The sequence below is a fragment of the Anaerovorax sp. IOR16 genome (genome assembly GCF_017168145.1).
Taxonomy (GTDB): domain Bacteria; phylum Bacillota; class Clostridia; order Peptostreptococcales; family Anaerovoracaceae; genus IOR16.
Genome location: NZ_JADQTL010000012.1, coordinates 1 through 12,638, shown reverse-complemented (window position 1 = coordinate 12,638; position 12,638 = coordinate 1). Strand labels below are relative to the sequence as shown.

Annotated in this window: 23 protein-coding genes; 22 read left to right on the top strand and 1 reads right to left on the bottom strand. The window is 38.5% G+C overall.

Features of this window, described 5'->3' with window-relative positions; all coding sequences use genetic code 11:
- The first annotated feature begins 118 nt into the window (after positions 1-118).
- A complete protein-coding gene (locus tag I2490_RS15485; protein WP_206460661.1) occupies positions 119-442 on the top strand; it encodes a hypothetical protein in 324 nt (107 codons plus the stop codon).
- Here the strand turns inward: I2490_RS15485 and I2490_RS15480 are convergent.
- Positions 428-685: a hypothetical protein gene (locus I2490_RS15480; RefSeq protein ID WP_206460660.1), complete on the bottom strand. Its 258-nt coding sequence runs from the start codon at positions 683-685 to the stop codon at positions 428-430. The genes I2490_RS15485 and I2490_RS15480 overlap by 15 nt on opposite strands.
- A gap of 74 nt (positions 686-759) precedes the next feature.
- On the opposite strand from I2490_RS15480, the gene I2490_RS15475 reads away from it, so the two are divergent.
- The 21 genes from I2490_RS15475 to I2490_RS15375 form a co-directional block, all read left to right on the top strand.
- Complete coding sequence (locus I2490_RS15475; protein WP_206458892.1) at positions 760-915, top strand: DUF6906 family protein; 156 nt, start codon at positions 760-762, stop codon at positions 913-915.
- A 15-nt stretch (positions 916-930) separates the two neighbouring features.
- Positions 931-1,158, top strand: coding sequence for a helix-turn-helix domain-containing protein (locus I2490_RS15470; RefSeq protein WP_206458893.1), 228 nt, complete (start codon positions 931-933; stop codon positions 1,156-1,158).
- A complete protein-coding gene (locus I2490_RS15465) occupies positions 1,159-1,506 on the top strand; it encodes a hypothetical protein (RefSeq protein WP_206458894.1) in 348 nt (115 codons plus the stop codon).
- Positions 1,507-1,656: 150 nt separating this feature from the next.
- Positions 1,657-3,237 (top strand): Mu transposase C-terminal domain-containing protein, encoded by a 1,581-nt coding sequence (locus I2490_RS15460; protein ID WP_206460659.1) that lies wholly within the window; start codon positions 1,657-1,659, stop codon positions 3,235-3,237.
- 5 nt (positions 3,238-3,242) lie between these two features.
- On the top strand, positions 3,243-3,566 hold the full coding sequence (locus tag I2490_RS15455) for a hypothetical protein (protein WP_206460658.1): 324 nt from the start codon (positions 3,243-3,245) through the stop codon (positions 3,564-3,566).
- Between the two features lie 8 nt (positions 3,567-3,574).
- Entirely contained in the window at positions 3,575-4,204 is a 630-nt protein-coding gene (locus I2490_RS15450; protein ID WP_206460657.1) for an AAA family ATPase, read from the top strand.
- A gap of 47 nt (positions 4,205-4,251) precedes the next feature.
- Positions 4,252-4,524, top strand: a complete 273-nt coding sequence (locus I2490_RS15445; RefSeq protein ID WP_206460656.1) for a hypothetical protein — start codon at positions 4,252-4,254, stop codon at positions 4,522-4,524.
- Positions 4,525-4,580: 56 nt separating this feature from the next.
- Positions 4,581-4,829 carry a hypothetical protein gene (locus I2490_RS15440; RefSeq protein ID WP_206458897.1) on the top strand — a complete coding sequence of 83 codons (249 nt, stop codon included), beginning with the start codon at positions 4,581-4,583 and terminating at the stop codon, positions 4,827-4,829.
- Positions 4,830-4,841: 12 nt separating this feature from the next.
- Entirely contained in the window at positions 4,842-5,342 is a 501-nt protein-coding gene (locus I2490_RS15435; RefSeq protein WP_206458898.1) for a host-nuclease inhibitor Gam family protein, read from the top strand.
- 14 nt (positions 5,343-5,356) lie between these two features.
- Complete coding sequence (locus I2490_RS15430) at positions 5,357-5,530, top strand: hypothetical protein (protein WP_206460655.1); 174 nt, start codon at positions 5,357-5,359, stop codon at positions 5,528-5,530.
- A complete protein-coding gene (locus tag I2490_RS15425) occupies positions 5,527-5,757 on the top strand; it encodes a phage protein GemA/Gp16 family protein (RefSeq protein WP_280634222.1) in 231 nt (76 codons plus the stop codon). The genes I2490_RS15430 and I2490_RS15425 overlap by 4 nt, the downstream gene beginning before the upstream one ends.
- A complete protein-coding gene (locus I2490_RS15420) occupies positions 5,757-6,131 on the top strand; it encodes an addiction module toxin RelE (protein ID WP_206460653.1) in 375 nt (124 codons plus the stop codon). Before I2490_RS15425 ends, I2490_RS15420 begins: the two co-directional genes overlap by 1 nt.
- A 12-nt stretch (positions 6,132-6,143) precedes the next feature.
- Positions 6,144-6,371: a hypothetical protein gene (locus I2490_RS15415; protein ID WP_245157230.1), complete on the top strand. Its 228-nt coding sequence runs from the start codon at positions 6,144-6,146 to the stop codon at positions 6,369-6,371.
- Between the two features lie 76 nt (positions 6,372-6,447).
- The gene (locus I2490_RS15410) at positions 6,448-7,620 is read left to right on the top strand and encodes an N-acetylmuramoyl-L-alanine amidase (protein WP_245157229.1); all 1,173 of its coding nucleotides are present in this window, start codon (positions 6,448-6,450) and stop codon (positions 7,618-7,620) included.
- 20 nt (positions 7,621-7,640) lie between these two features.
- Positions 7,641-7,955 (top strand): Mor transcription activator family protein, encoded by a 315-nt coding sequence (locus I2490_RS15405; RefSeq protein WP_206460651.1) that lies wholly within the window; start codon positions 7,641-7,643, stop codon positions 7,953-7,955.
- 114 nt (positions 7,956-8,069) lie between these two features.
- Positions 8,070-8,513, top strand: a complete 444-nt coding sequence (locus I2490_RS15400; protein WP_206458904.1) for a guanylate kinase — start codon at positions 8,070-8,072, stop codon at positions 8,511-8,513.
- 9 nt (positions 8,514-8,522) lie between these two features.
- Positions 8,523-8,855, top strand: coding sequence for a hypothetical protein (locus I2490_RS15395; RefSeq protein ID WP_206458905.1), 333 nt, complete (start codon positions 8,523-8,525; stop codon positions 8,853-8,855).
- A gap of 4 nt (positions 8,856-8,859) precedes the next feature.
- The gene (locus I2490_RS15390; protein WP_206458906.1) at positions 8,860-9,189 is read left to right on the top strand and encodes a hypothetical protein; all 330 of its coding nucleotides are present in this window, start codon (positions 8,860-8,862) and stop codon (positions 9,187-9,189) included.
- 11 nt (positions 9,190-9,200) lie between these two features.
- Positions 9,201-9,767: a phage protein Gp27 family protein gene (locus I2490_RS15385; RefSeq protein ID WP_206458907.1), complete on the top strand. Its 567-nt coding sequence runs from the start codon at positions 9,201-9,203 to the stop codon at positions 9,765-9,767.
- Positions 9,760-11,526, top strand: coding sequence for a phage terminase large subunit (gene terL, locus I2490_RS15380; protein ID WP_206458908.1), 1,767 nt, complete (start codon positions 9,760-9,762; stop codon positions 11,524-11,526). Before I2490_RS15385 ends, terL begins: the two co-directional genes overlap by 8 nt.
- A gap of 14 nt (positions 11,527-11,540) precedes the next feature.
- The coding region (locus I2490_RS15375) for a DUF935 domain-containing protein (protein ID WP_330634694.1) at positions 11,541-12,638 on the top strand (1,098 nt) is incomplete at its 3' end.

The following is a 12,638-nucleotide window of genomic DNA, read 5'->3' as shown; positions in this document are numbered from 1 at the left end:
TTATGACACCGAAACAAAAACGATTACTCAGAGCCAGCCCAGTTGGGAAACGGTAGACAGTAGGAGCCTGTATCAAAATTGGTGAGAGTGGCAGAAAAATTGAAGGAGCTGAAACAAATTGAGTAAGAAAACGTTAGAGCAAAGAATTGACGATTTAGAGAAGACTGTAAAAGTATTTAAGGAATTTCAAGAAGAATTAAATCAGTACAATCAAAGTAATTTTGACAAGGGATTAAAAGATGTTCCACTTAAAGCACTGGAAAATCTAAAAGCATTATTAGATATTTTACAAAAACAAACTAATGTAAGCACCCTTAATAAGTATGAGATTTCAAAAGAAATATTTTCACTAAATGAAATAATAGAAAAAGAAAGTCAACTAAATATATTAAAACAAATAGTTGACCTTGAAAAAAAGATAATTGAATTAATTAGAATTTAAACGTTCATGAAGTTTTTTAGACATTAAGTCTAGAACTTGACCAGCTAATTTACTAGATACAATGTCTAAGAACTCTTTTAGGATAGGATTTGTAATATAGCAACCATCTATTGAGTTTTTTGTTAGTTCTTTGTAAAGAGGATTCTTCACAATTCTTGAGTGATTTTCTAAATTTTGCAATGAAGGCTCTTGATTAAATTGCTGTATATCGTCTAAAAGAGTTTGGAATTTATTATCTGACATTTCAAACACCTCCTTCCTAGGATATTTTACCGCCGTTAGGAAGGTAGGGACAAATGAAAAAGGAGGTTGATAACTTGAAACATGGAAAAAAACCAACCAGAAGACAAAAGGAATTGATTCAAGATAAAAAACTGAATCCGAATAACTGGCTTGTGGTTAAGGACTCACAGGAGGTATTTGAAATAGTTCACAAACTATCAGGAAAGCTGAGAAGCTATTCTAAACACTAGAAAGGGGCTGTTACAATGCAAGGCAAAAATAAACCACTACCACTTAATGGTATCAAAATCAAGAAAAGACTTGTTGAATTAAACATGACTCAAAGGGAACTGGCTAATAGAGTTGGAATGAATGAGAACTATTTGACAGATGTTCTAAAGGGAAGACGTTCAGGAAAGAAATACATGGATGAAATTATGGAAGTCCTTGGTCTTGATGAAAAACACTACAGACCAATGAGGGAGGTGATATAGATGGATATGACCGTTAAACATGTAAACCTCGAAATACTTGACGAGTTTTATGACGAGGCAAAGCAGAGCCTTGGAACTTCTAAGAGCTTAAGTCTTGAGAATAACAAAAGGTTTTTAGAAATGAGAATAAAGTATCTTGATGGATACTTGGATGAATTAGAGCAACAACAGAAGCATCTTGAAGAAGAACTCATAAATGGCATACAGCAGCTTATTGCTGATAAAGGAGCAGAAATATTATCTATTAAGCAGATTATCAAATTGGCAGCAAAGGAATGCGGAGTTTGTGAAGCTAGTCTGGACACACTTAACGAACAACTTGAAAATGGGGAATTAAAGAATGCTTAAACAAAGAAAAGAGAATATTTTAAGGGCTACACAACAAAGAAAAAAAGAGTGCTTCACTTGCCAGAGACTCACTCTAAATTCTTAAAACCTTTAAAATATACTCTTTCCCCCAGTATACCAAAAATCAAATAAAAAATAAAGGGGGATAATATGGTAACTTGGTTGACTACAGCGGATGTTGCTGAATTATACGGAGTAACAGAAAGAACAATTCAAAGACGAATTACAAAAGGTACTTTTGACGGAAAAGTTAAGGAAACCATAGGAGCGAAGAACAAAAAGGCATACATGATAGACCTCTCCTCTCTCTCTTTAGACAAACAAAAGCAATATCTTCTTTCTAAAGGCGAAGAGCGAGCGGAACTTATAGAGGATGAAGTCCAAAAGGATGAAGGCAATCTTGAAGAAGAGTACACTCTGGGGGAATTAAGAGAAATACATGGAGAAGCCTTCGAGGAAAAACTTGAAGAAGCTTTAAAGAAAAAGGAAGCGGTACTCAAATTCATATCTTTAGGACATGGAGAGAAAACGTCAGGAGTAAAAGCTATCTGCAAAGAATATGGCTTCAGCCAAAGAGCTCTTTACAGATACAGAAAAACTTATGATGAATATGGCTTTGTAGGACTTATCAAAAAGCCTAGAAAGGACAAAGGCGAATCAAGGCTTCCTGATGAAGCGATTCGATTTATAAGGGGTTGTTACCTACAGCCAATGAGACCGAAGATAACTCATGTTGTGAAGATGTACAGGAAGAAAGCTGAAAAGATGGGATGGGCTCAAGTTTCTAAGGATACGATTTACAGGGAAATTGAGAAGATTCCAGAGCCTGAGAAGTGCTTAGCCTTCGAGGGTGAAAGAGCTTACAATGCTAAATACATGCCATGCATCACAAGGACTTATGATGACTTAATGGTTAACGAGTATTGGGTTGGTGATGGTCATACCCTCGCTATCTGGACACCAGAGGATGGCAAGATTAAAAGATACACTATGTCGGCATGGATGGACATGAGAACCAGAGCAATGGTCGGCTGGTGCATTGCTAGAAACAGTAATTCTCAGGTAATAGCGGCAGCATTAAGAAGCAGTATCATAAGATATGGATTGCCTGGTACTTGCTACATGGATAATGGTAAGGACTACAAAAGCGGATACCTTAATGCGGACACCAAAGAGGAATTCTTCAGAGGCTACGAAGGGATATTCAAAGCACTTGATATCAAGACCAGCTTTGCGATTCCTTTCAATGCGAAGGCAAAACCGATTGAGAGATTCTTTGAAACCTTCAGCTCGGAGCTTAGCAGATACTTAGTCGGCTTCTGTGGTGAAAGTATTGAGGAAAGACCACACAACATCAGCAAGAAGGAAATCTTGATTCAAGGACTTAGCATTCTAGATGTATCAAAATTCATAGAAGGCTACATGGAATCTTACAACAATTCCCCTCACTCTTCCCTTGGAGGAAAGACACCAATGGAAGTAATGAAGGAAGTTGACTTGATAAGACATGACATGCCTACTGAAGAAGAACTGGACATGTTGATGCTAAGAGCAGAGGTCAAAACCATTTCTTCATCAGGTATCAAGAAGTTTGGTATTTACTACTGGGACGACAAGCTTATCCCTCACTTTGGAAAAAGCTGTGTAGTTAGATATGACCCTAACAATATCGGTGAACTTTATGTTTATGTAGATGGAAAGCTTACTTGTAAGGCAGAAAATAAGAGCTAATGTCCATGAATGCAACTGAGGAAGATATGAAACGTTGGGGCAAACTCAAAGCTGAAGCTAAGAGAGCAACCAAAGAAGCGATTAAGGCTTATGAGGTACGTCAGGACGAAGTTAGAAGATACATGCTTGAAGATTATGTGGACGAGGAAACCCTTAACAACATGCTGACACCTAGAAACAAAGAGGTAGTCAATAAGGCTAAGGTTGTAAGGATGAATAAGCATACAGCCAAAGGCAAAGAGAAGAAAGAGTTTGATACTGAAATAGAAAACAATAAGGGGTTTGAGTTCTTTGAGAAACTTGGCGAAGAATTCTTACAAGCTAAATAGGAGGTTAAATGATGGAACAATTAAGAATTGATGAACTTAAAACTTTTATTATTTCACTTATAGATAGCGGAGTTACACAAACGGAAATAGGCAAAAGACTTGGTTACAGCAGGTCTCAAGTAAGTAAATTTATTGACGGTGGCAAGGTATCGGATGAATTCTTGGCAGCAGTTGAAAAGCTTAAGGAAGAGCATCCAGAACACAAAGAAGTAACGGAAGCTAAAAAGTCTGTTGAGGACTTGGATTTTATACTGACAAAGGATGCAAAGAACATCTTAGGAGTGTGCAAAGCTACAGAGAGTATTAATGGATTCAGTGTTATTTTAGGCAATGCTGGAACAGGTAAGACCGAAACGGTTAAGCAGTTTGTAAAGAGTTCAAGCAATGTAGTGTATATCAGATGCAACTGCCTTATGGCAACAAGAGACATCCTTAAGGCAATCGGCAGAGCTTGTGGAACTGTTCTTCAAGCTAATTCCAAGAGTGAAATGTTCGAGGAGCTTATTGAGTACCTCATTCATAATCCAAAGATACTTATATTTGACGAGATAGACCAGATAATGCCTGTCAAGAACATAAAAAGATTGAGACCATCAGAAACCTTCACGATATCGTCAAGGAATATGGCAACTCATTAATCATGGTTGGGTCTCTTGCTGTAGAGCACCACTTTAAAAAAAGAAGCATGAACGAGAACTATGGACAGATAGATTCAAGAATTGACTATGTATATAAAACACAGGGCTTGAGTGAAGCTGAGCTTTTGAACATATTATCTGAATTTAACATTGCAGATTCAGCAAAGATGGAGATTGTAAACTTAATCCTAAGAACCACAAAGGGTGGCATCAGATGGCTTACTAAGGTCTTGAATAAGTGCCTTGATATTGCAGAGCTTGAAGGCGGAACAATCACCAAAGACATTGTGAAAAGTGCAACCACAATCATGATGCTTTAAGATGACAGAAATTCGCACAAAGAGTGGCAAATCGAAAAATGAAGGAGGCTAACCCTATGAAAAATAACTCAGAGTTTGGGCTTAGAGATATCGTTGCTGTAGCTGTAAACAGTCTTGATGCTGGAATTGAATCTAGGAAGGATACAATAGACCGTATTTGCAACTTTGTTGAAGAAACATATATCAGGAAACAAGCGATTGAAGCTCTACCAGTGGAAGCAATGTATAACCTAAACGAATCCTATGGCATCAGTGTTGATGTCATGGCTGGTTCGATTAAAGATATAAAAATTGAAAATTCATAAGGAGGTCATAACATGGCAAGGAAAAGAATTGAAAGTGTCCCAAAGCTTAAGTCTTGGGATGATGTAGACATGAACTTGATGGAGATACTTGAGAATGAGGTCGCTATTGAAAAGCTAGAAGGCGACATGAACATGAAAATAGCTGAAATCAAGGAAGAATACAAGGACAAGATTGAGCCTCATAAGCTTAAAATCAAAGTTCTTGAGAAGGAAATGCAGGAGTTTGCTGAAGAAAACAGACACGATATGGATGGCAAGAAAAACAGAATATTTACTCATGGGACTATTGGATTCAGGAAGAGCACAAAGTTAAGCATACCAAAGAAGCTGGTTGATGAAGCCATAAGAAAGCTTAAAATGATGAAGCTTACAAACTGCATCACTGTAAAAGAAACCATCAACAAGGACGAACTGAAGAAGCAGCCAATGGAAACATTAATCAAGGTCGGTGCATCCCTTAAGACGGATGATGTCTTTGGTTATGAGACCAACAAGGAAAGTATTCCAGATTAAGGGGTGATGACTGAATGGCAGCTAAAAAAGGCAAACCTCAGATAAAAACTATCTGGGGTCTTGCTTCAGAATTAGGCTTTGATAAGGAAATGCTATACACCATATTGGAGCGAGAAACAGGAAAAGACAGTATGAGAGCTTGCACAGGAACGGAACTCAATAGAGTAATATTTGCACTAGGAAAATGAAAGACAGTTACAACGACAGCAGAAATGGAATGGCGAGCAAAGAGCAAATTTGGAAGATTAGGCAACTGGAAGAAGCTCTTGGGTGGAAGGATAACCCTGCTCGCCTTAATGGTTTCATGAAAAAGTATTATCAGACTGAAAGAGTTGAATGGCTCAAAGGCTGGCAAGCCCACAAGCTCATTGAAAGCCTCAAGAAAATGCTTCAAAAGCAGTCGGAGGTGATGTGATGGCAAAGAAAAAGTATAAGAAAATGACCCAGAAGGAAAAGAAGCTCCAAGCTGAAATACGAGCGGAGCTTCGAGAAAAAGGAATCATTCCTCCAGTAAAGCAAAGGCTCAACCGCAATAAATTTGCTGAGGAAGTTATTGAGGAATGGAACAATCATGGAGATATTTTCTATTTGCCAAGGGCATTAGGCTACATCATTCCAAGTACCGAATTTAAAACTAAGATAACACCTGAACAAATTGGAGCTTTAAAGGTCATGAAGCTTGCAATGGAATATAAGAAATTTGAAGAAGAACTCAGAGCTCGTGGGGAAACTTCTTACAATGCTGTGGAGTTTTATAAGAAGGTAGTCGCACCGATCATTAATCTATAAAGGGGGATGATTATGGCTGTACTGAAATTTAAGATTGAGATTGCAGCAGAAACAAAGGATATTCAAAAGGCTCTAAAAAACAGAGGTATCACTGTCAATAGAGCCAATACTAATAGATTTATCAAGATGATACAAAGTGGATGTTTTTCCATGAAACCAGAGCTTTATGAGGACCTTCCAAAAGACAAGGAAACCTTATTGATGCATGGGTTTACTTTTCAGAAAAACAAGGGGGAATGAAATTGAATAAAAAGAAAAATGTGAGTGATGAAATTATTGAAAACTTAAAAAAGAAAATGAAAGGGGTTCATTAACAATGTTTGAAGTAGAAAAGAAAATAATCGTTGACTTGATTCCAAGTACCAACGGAAATAGACCAGGCTACAAGATGGAACCAGAATACATAACGGTTCACGACACAGGAAACACCAATAAAGGTGCTAATGCATATATGCACAGCAGATATATAAAGAATCCGACAACAGGAGCAAGCTGGCACTTTACCGTTGATGATGAAAAGATATACCAGCACCTACCAACCAATGAGAATGGATGGCATGCTGGGGATGGAAGAAACGGAACAGGAAACAGAAAAAGCATAGGTATTGAAATTTGTATGAACTCAGATATCGACAGAGCCAAGGCTGAGAAGTTAGCAGCCGAGCTCATAACTTACCTCATGTGGAAGTTTGATATCCCTATTGGAAAGGTTGTGCAGCACAATCATTGGACTGGCAAGAATTGTCCAAGTGTGATTCGCTCAAGACAAAATGGCTGGCAGAACTTCATAAAACTTATTCAGGAATCAAATACAACCTTGACACCCATCATGGGTAAGACAGAAGCGAAGCTGGCACAGATGGTCTCTTTTGCACTAAAAGGCAATAAGTCCCCTGCTCTTCCCCGCTGTTCTACTGAAGAGCTTGCACAGATATTCATTGAAGAAGCTGAGCTTGAAGGAGTTAGAGCTGACGTGGCATGGGCTCAGAGCTTAAAAGAAACTGGATACTTCAAATATGGTGGGATTGTAGTTCCAGAGCAAAACAATTATTCAGGAATCGGAGCCTTAAACGGAAACGGAAAAGGACAGGCAGCAAGCTTTGACAATCCAAGACTTGGAGTGAGAGCTCAAATTCAACACCTTAAAGCCTATGCATCCACAGAACCATTGAAACAGGAATGTGTTGACCCAAGATTTTCCCTTGTAAAAAGAGGTAGCTCAAAATATGTGGAATGGCTTGGATACAAAAACAATCCTAATGGAGCTGGATGGGCTTATCCTGGGGATGGCTATGGACATGATATCGTTAAGCTTGTGAATTTCATTACCAAAGAGCCTATCACAGAGGAACACTGGGGAGATAAGTACATTCAGAAGATGAAAGAGCTTGGAATAATCACAGGGGAACACAAAGCACTTGACGAGCTTACTTGGGCGGAGTTTGCAGCAGTTATCGTGAAACTACTTGATATGATGATGAAAAAATAGGCGGATATGGGAGGTTACGGATGGATGAAAAATGGATAGAAGAACTTACCGTTGATATGCTCCCTGAGTTCTATCAGCAAGTAGTCTCTATTATCGGAGTCGACAACTTTCTTAACTTATGCAAAGAGATTGGTGGAACCAATATGTATATCCCGAAGCTTGACAGTGTCATCCGTCCGATTAGAGACAAAAAGATTAGGAAAGAATTCAACGGAGCGAATTACAAAGATTTGGCAATAAAATATAACTTGTGCGAACGGTGGGTTAGAGATATAATAAACCCAAAAGAATGCGAAGGGCAAATAAACCTTTTTGAAATGCAAGCAGTGAAGTAAATTATAGAAGTGCTTCATGGTGAGTATTCAGGTAAAATTTGAGAGAATACCAGTAGAGACAAACGTCTTTGCTGGTATTTTTTTATTTCAAAAAATTAAAAGGGGGATGCACAGATGCAAGAACTTCAAAGCACGCTAAACGAAACATTGATAAGCATAGGGATAGCATGCATTACACTTGCTGGAGCTTATGCGACCTTCTATCTTAGAAGGCTGACTGAAAAGCTGAAGCTTGAAACTGAAAAGATTCAAGATGACAGACAAAAGGAGCTTGTCATTGAAGCACTTTACAGGCTTGATGATGTGGCAAGTAAAACAGTGTCAGCAATCGAACAAACAGCAGCAGACATCATCAGAAAAGATATTTCTATTTCAGATGGGGACAGAAAAGAAAAGCTTCAGGAATTAGGAATCAGAGCCTACGACCAGATTATTAAAACACTTGAGCCTGAATATGTGAAAGCTCTTAATGAAAGCCTTGGAGACTTTGAGGGCTATGTAAAGAGCACTATTGAGGACAAAGTTAGACTTATGAAAGAAGAAAAGCACAAGGCTTAAGATGGTGGGATGATGAATGTGGATGCGGTAATTTTAGGACTAATACCAGGAACGGTTGTAGGCATAATTGGTTTTTTCTTGGTGAAGACCCTTAAGGACATTGAAGGCAAAATAAACAGGAATGAAGTGGCTACTGGTAACAATGAGAAAAAGCTTGAAAGTGTAGAAGAAAAGCTCACAGAAAAGATTGATAATGTAGGCAAAGAACTCTCAGAGCATAAGGAACTTGTGCAAAGAGATTTTATAACTAAACAAGAACATGCTAGAACGTATGGAGAAATAAGTAAAAAATTAGACAAAATACAAGATTATTTGATGCAACTTGTGAAAGAGAGGAGATAAAAACATGAATAAATCAATACAAGCTGTATCGGCAGCGGATTTTAAAAGAACTAATGGCATTATCATGCGAACTGTAGCCAATGTGTTTAGTACAAGGTTCTTTGAAATCTATGAGCTTGAAGCAGCACTTAAGGCAAGGAATATTGATGATGTAGAGATTAATGAAAGTCTCGATTATCTGGAAGGCAAAGGCTACATAGAAGTAAGACACATTGAAACTAAAAACACTGTAAGACTTTGCGACATGGACAGAGAGGATGTCGAGGTAAAGCTTTCTAGTGAAGGAAAACTTGTTGTCCTTTCCATAAAGCCAGATGATGGGATTGATATGTAAGGGATGATTACATGGGAAAAGAAAGGCAGAGAACGAGAATATCAAGCAAGATAGATAGGCTTCCTGAAGAAATCAAAAGCAAAATTGATGATATGCTCCTTGATACCAGTATCACCTATGAGGAGATATCAGAGTGGCTCTTCGAAGAATGTGGCGAAGAAATCAGCAAGAGCTCTGTTGGGAGATATGCACTAAGGACTAACAAGGCAACTCAAAGACTGCTTGAAATCCAACAACAAACTAATCAACTGGTTAAAGCCATCAGAGCCAATCCAGACGAAGATTATACTGGTGCAGCTACACATATGTTAATGGGTGGTTTAATAGAAAAAATGGCAAATGCTGAAGAGGAATTTAGCAACATGCCACTTGATAAAGTTGGAAGACTTGTTGTTGCAGTATCAAGAACCGAAGCATATAAAAGAAAAATCAAACATGATATGAAGAAAAAAGCCGAGCTTGCATTTGAAGAAATGGAAGAAGAGCTTATGAAGCTTATTAAGTCAGACCCAAGCCTTGCCACAGAACTTAAGGCGGTACTTGAAAAAGCAAAGACGAAGGTGACCAGCGATGATTAAATTAGATGATTATATAAGACAGCTTGAAAATACTGACGAAGACGTTGAAATAAAACAGGATAAAGAATACCAAAAGAATTTATTCGAGCAATATGTCACTAAAGGAAATGACCATAAAGAGCTTAGAGCGGAACTGCTAAAGGAGTACCGAAAAGGAGCTTCTCTCACAGGAGAAAAAGGACTAAGAAAAAGACTGGGAGCCATAGACCTTGCATACTTTGGAAGAGCCTACCTCCCCCACTACTTCATAAGAGAATCTCCTGAGTTTCATAATGAGCTGGATGAAATATGGTCTAAAGGTGTTTTAAAGGGCATGAATCCCTTTGTATCTTCTAAAAAGATATCAAGGGAAAAAGGATGCAGACGTGGGATAGCTGCTCCTCGTGGACATGCGAAGTCAACAAACTTCACATTCAAAGACACGCTTCATGCCATAGTTTACGAATACAAGCACTACCCTATTATATTATCTGATAGCTCCGATCAAGCGGAAGGGTTCCTTGCAGATATCAAAACAGAGCTTGAAGATAACAAGGCTATCCATGAGGACTTTGGAAACTTAAAAGGTAAAAAAGTATGGAAAACAGGAGTTATCCTCACATCAACAGATATCAAAGTCGAAGCTATCGGCTCAGGGAAAAAGATAAGAGGTAGAAGGCACAGAAACTGGAGACCTGACCTTATCGTCCTTGATGATGTTGAGAATGACGAAAATGTAAACACTCCAGAGCAAAGAAAGAAGCTGGAAAACTGGTTTTATAAAGCGGTGTCCAAGGCTGGGGATACATACACAGATATTGTCTATATAGGAACAATACTTCACTCAGATTCTTTACTTTCAAAGGTTTTAAGAAATCCTGAATATCACTGTGTAAAATACCGAGGGGTCATCAGCTTCGCTGAGAACCAAAACCTTTGGGATGTATGGGAAACCATATACACTGACCTTGAAAATCCAGCAAGACAGGAAGATGCCAAGGAGTTCTTTGACGCAAACAAGGAAGAAATGCTTGAGGGTACTAGCGTTTTATGGGAGGCAAAGCTTTCATATTACGACTTGATGATAGTAAGAATCTCTGAAGGTGAAGCATCCTTTAACAGTGAGATTCAGAATGACCCTATTGACCCTGATTCATGTACCTTTAACGAAGAATGGTTCGATTTTTACGAGGATAGTGACGTTGACTTTTCACTTCCTGACTTTATATTCATTGGTGCAAATGACCCTTCTCTAGGGAAAAACAAGAAAAGTGATACCTCTGCCATCATAGCTCTAGCAAAGAACCTCAAGACTGGATATATGTATGTGGTTGAGGCAAGCGTTGAAAAAAGGAAACCAGATGCAATCATTGAGGATTCAATTGAAATGCAGAAAAGACTCAAAAGAGATTTTAACAAAGGGTTCTTTAAGTTTGGAGTTGAGTCCATTCAGTTCCAGCACTTTTTCAAAGACATAATGGCTGAAAGAAGTCGTCAAGCTGGAGAAATGCTCCCTATTGAAGAAATCTACAATTTACAATCAAAGCACCTAAGAATCGAAAGTACACAGCCATTTGTCAAAAACAAATATGTTAAATTTAGCAAGAAACATAAGACTTTACTCAAGCAGATGCTTGAATACCCAATGGGCAAAAATGATGATGCTCCTGACACTTTTGAAATGGCTTTAAGAATAGCTCTACAGATAAAAGGCAGCACAAAGGTAGATTACAAGTCAGTTATCTCAAGAGCCTTAAGATTTAAAAAAGGAGCGTATTAAGGAGGTGAGGATTCTTGATAAAAAAAGCATTTAACTACATTCAAAGCAAATTCACAAAACCCATTATGGAAGAAGTTGCAGCAGTTCAGGTGCAAGACAAATACTCCACTTATCCATCAAATGGATTGACTCCTGCAAGACTGGCACAGATTTTCAGGGAGGCAGATTCAGGAGATGCACTCAGACAGATGGAGCTCTTTGAGGAAATGGAAGAGAAAGACCCTCACCTATTCTCACAGCTTCAAACTCGTAAAAATGCAGTGACAGGGCTTGACTTTGAGGTAATCCCCTTCTCTGATGATGAATATGACAAAAGGATTGCTGATTTTGTAAAGGAAGAGATTGAGAGTATTGAATCTATAGAGGATGTATTCTTAGACCTCTTGGATGCAATAGGCAAAGGAATTGCCACGAGTGAAATTATATGGGGTACAGATGGCGGAAAGTATGTCATTGATGATATTAAGTGGAGACATCAAAAGAAGTTCTTCTGGGATGAAAATGACACATTGAAAGTCATGACTGAAGAGCAGCCAATGGGAATAGAACTTCCTAAAAACAAGTTCATTATCCATAGATACAAGGCACGCTCTGGACATCCTTCTCGTGCTGGTGTGCTTCGAGTGGTGGCTTGGATGTATTTGTTCAAGAACTATGATGTCAAGGACTGGGTTTCCTTCTGTGAAGTCTTTGGGATGCCTTTAAGACTTGGGAAGTATAATCCTTCAGCATCTGAGGAAGACAAGGAAGCTTTAATGAGGGCTCTTGTGATGCTTGGCACTGATGCTGCTGGAATCATACCAGATAATACAGAGATTGAATTCAAGGAGAGCTCAAAGACAACCTCAATCAATGTCTATGAATCCCTAGCGAGATTCTGTGACGAGCAAATGTCAAAGGCGATACTCGGTCAAACACTAACCTCAGACAGTGGCGGTGGCTCCTATGCACAAAGCAAGACCCACAATGAAGTAAGACATGACCTCACTGTGGCGGACTGTAAAGCTTTAGCTTCTACCATCAGGAGAGATTTAATAAGACCTCTTGTACTTTTCAACTTTGGAGAGGATAAAAGGATTCCTTATTTAAGATTTGACTGTGAAGAAGCTGGA

Excerpts from the sequence above, each read along its gene's own strand:
- I2490_RS15480 (WP_206460660.1), bottom strand. The coding sequence starts at position 685 with ATGTCAGATAATAAATTCCAAACTCTTTTAGACGATATACAGCAATTT.
- I2490_RS15470 (WP_206458893.1), top strand. The coding sequence starts at position 931 with ATGCAAGGCAAAAATAAACCACTACCACTTAATGGTATCAAAATCAAG.
- I2490_RS15465 (WP_206458894.1), top strand. The coding sequence starts at position 1,159 with ATGGATATGACCGTTAAACATGTAAACCTCGAAATACTTGACGAGTTT.
- I2490_RS15460 (WP_206460659.1), top strand. The coding sequence starts at position 1,657 with ATGGTAACTTGGTTGACTACAGCGGATGTTGCTGAATTATACGGAGTA.
- I2490_RS15455 (WP_206460658.1), top strand. The coding sequence starts at position 3,243 with ATGAATGCAACTGAGGAAGATATGAAACGTTGGGGCAAACTCAAAGCT.
- I2490_RS15450 (WP_206460657.1), top strand. The coding sequence starts at position 3,575 with ATGATGGAACAATTAAGAATTGATGAACTTAAAACTTTTATTATTTCA.
- I2490_RS15445 (WP_206460656.1), top strand. The coding sequence starts at position 4,252 with ATGAACGAGAACTATGGACAGATAGATTCAAGAATTGACTATGTATAT.
- I2490_RS15440 (WP_206458897.1), top strand. The coding sequence starts at position 4,581 with ATGAAAAATAACTCAGAGTTTGGGCTTAGAGATATCGTTGCTGTAGCT.
- I2490_RS15435 (WP_206458898.1), top strand. The coding sequence starts at position 4,842 with ATGGCAAGGAAAAGAATTGAAAGTGTCCCAAAGCTTAAGTCTTGGGAT.
- I2490_RS15430 (WP_206460655.1), top strand. The coding sequence starts at position 5,357 with ATGGCAGCTAAAAAAGGCAAACCTCAGATAAAAACTATCTGGGGTCTT.
- I2490_RS15425 (WP_280634222.1), top strand. The coding sequence starts at position 5,527 with ATGAAAGACAGTTACAACGACAGCAGAAATGGAATGGCGAGCAAAGAG.
- I2490_RS15420 (WP_206460653.1), top strand. The coding sequence starts at position 5,757 with ATGGCAAAGAAAAAGTATAAGAAAATGACCCAGAAGGAAAAGAAGCTC.
- I2490_RS15415 (WP_245157230.1), top strand. The coding sequence starts at position 6,144 with ATGGCTGTACTGAAATTTAAGATTGAGATTGCAGCAGAAACAAAGGAT.
- I2490_RS15410 (WP_245157229.1), top strand. The coding sequence starts at position 6,448 with ATGTTTGAAGTAGAAAAGAAAATAATCGTTGACTTGATTCCAAGTACC.
- I2490_RS15405 (WP_206460651.1), top strand. The coding sequence starts at position 7,641 with ATGGATGAAAAATGGATAGAAGAACTTACCGTTGATATGCTCCCTGAG.
- I2490_RS15400 (WP_206458904.1), top strand. The coding sequence starts at position 8,070 with ATGCAAGAACTTCAAAGCACGCTAAACGAAACATTGATAAGCATAGGG.
- I2490_RS15395 (WP_206458905.1), top strand. The coding sequence starts at position 8,523 with ATGATGAATGTGGATGCGGTAATTTTAGGACTAATACCAGGAACGGTT.
- I2490_RS15390 (WP_206458906.1), top strand. The coding sequence starts at position 8,860 with ATGAATAAATCAATACAAGCTGTATCGGCAGCGGATTTTAAAAGAACT.
- I2490_RS15385 (WP_206458907.1), top strand. The coding sequence starts at position 9,201 with ATGGGAAAAGAAAGGCAGAGAACGAGAATATCAAGCAAGATAGATAGG.
- terL (WP_206458908.1), top strand. The coding sequence starts at position 9,760 with ATGATTAAATTAGATGATTATATAAGACAGCTTGAAAATACTGACGAA.